Raw genomic sequence first — 230 nt, 5'->3', positions numbered from 1 at the left:
CCCTGGTCGACGAGGTCGCGGGCGCGCATCGCAATCCGAAGCTGGTAACGGGAGTAGCGGCGGTGTCCGCCCTCGGAGCGCAGGGGGGTGATGAGGCCCTGCTCGCCGAGCGAGCGCAGGAAGCCGGGGGTGGTGCCGGTCATCTCGGCGGCGCGGCCCATGGTGTAGGCGGGGTAGTCGTCATCGTCGAACGAGCTGACGGCGTCGGGGGTGTGGGGTCGGATGGTTGC

The 230-nt window shown here is 71.3% G+C and carries 1 protein-coding gene; it reads right to left on the bottom strand.

Going from position 1 to position 230, the window contains the following annotated elements:
* The coding region (locus tag VR45_RS16245) for a MerR family transcriptional regulator (RefSeq protein WP_234325989.1) at positions 1-161 on the bottom strand (161 nt) is incomplete at its 3' end.
* Between the last annotated feature and the right edge of the window lie 69 nt (positions 162-230).

The sequence above is a fragment of the Streptomyces sp. NRRL S-495 genome, assembly GCF_000966955.1.
Lineage (GTDB): Bacteria > Actinomycetota > Actinomycetes > Streptomycetales > Streptomycetaceae > Kitasatospora > Kitasatospora purpeofusca.
Note: the sequence above shows the minus strand (reverse complement) of the source record. Positions and strands in the feature narration are given on the sequence as shown.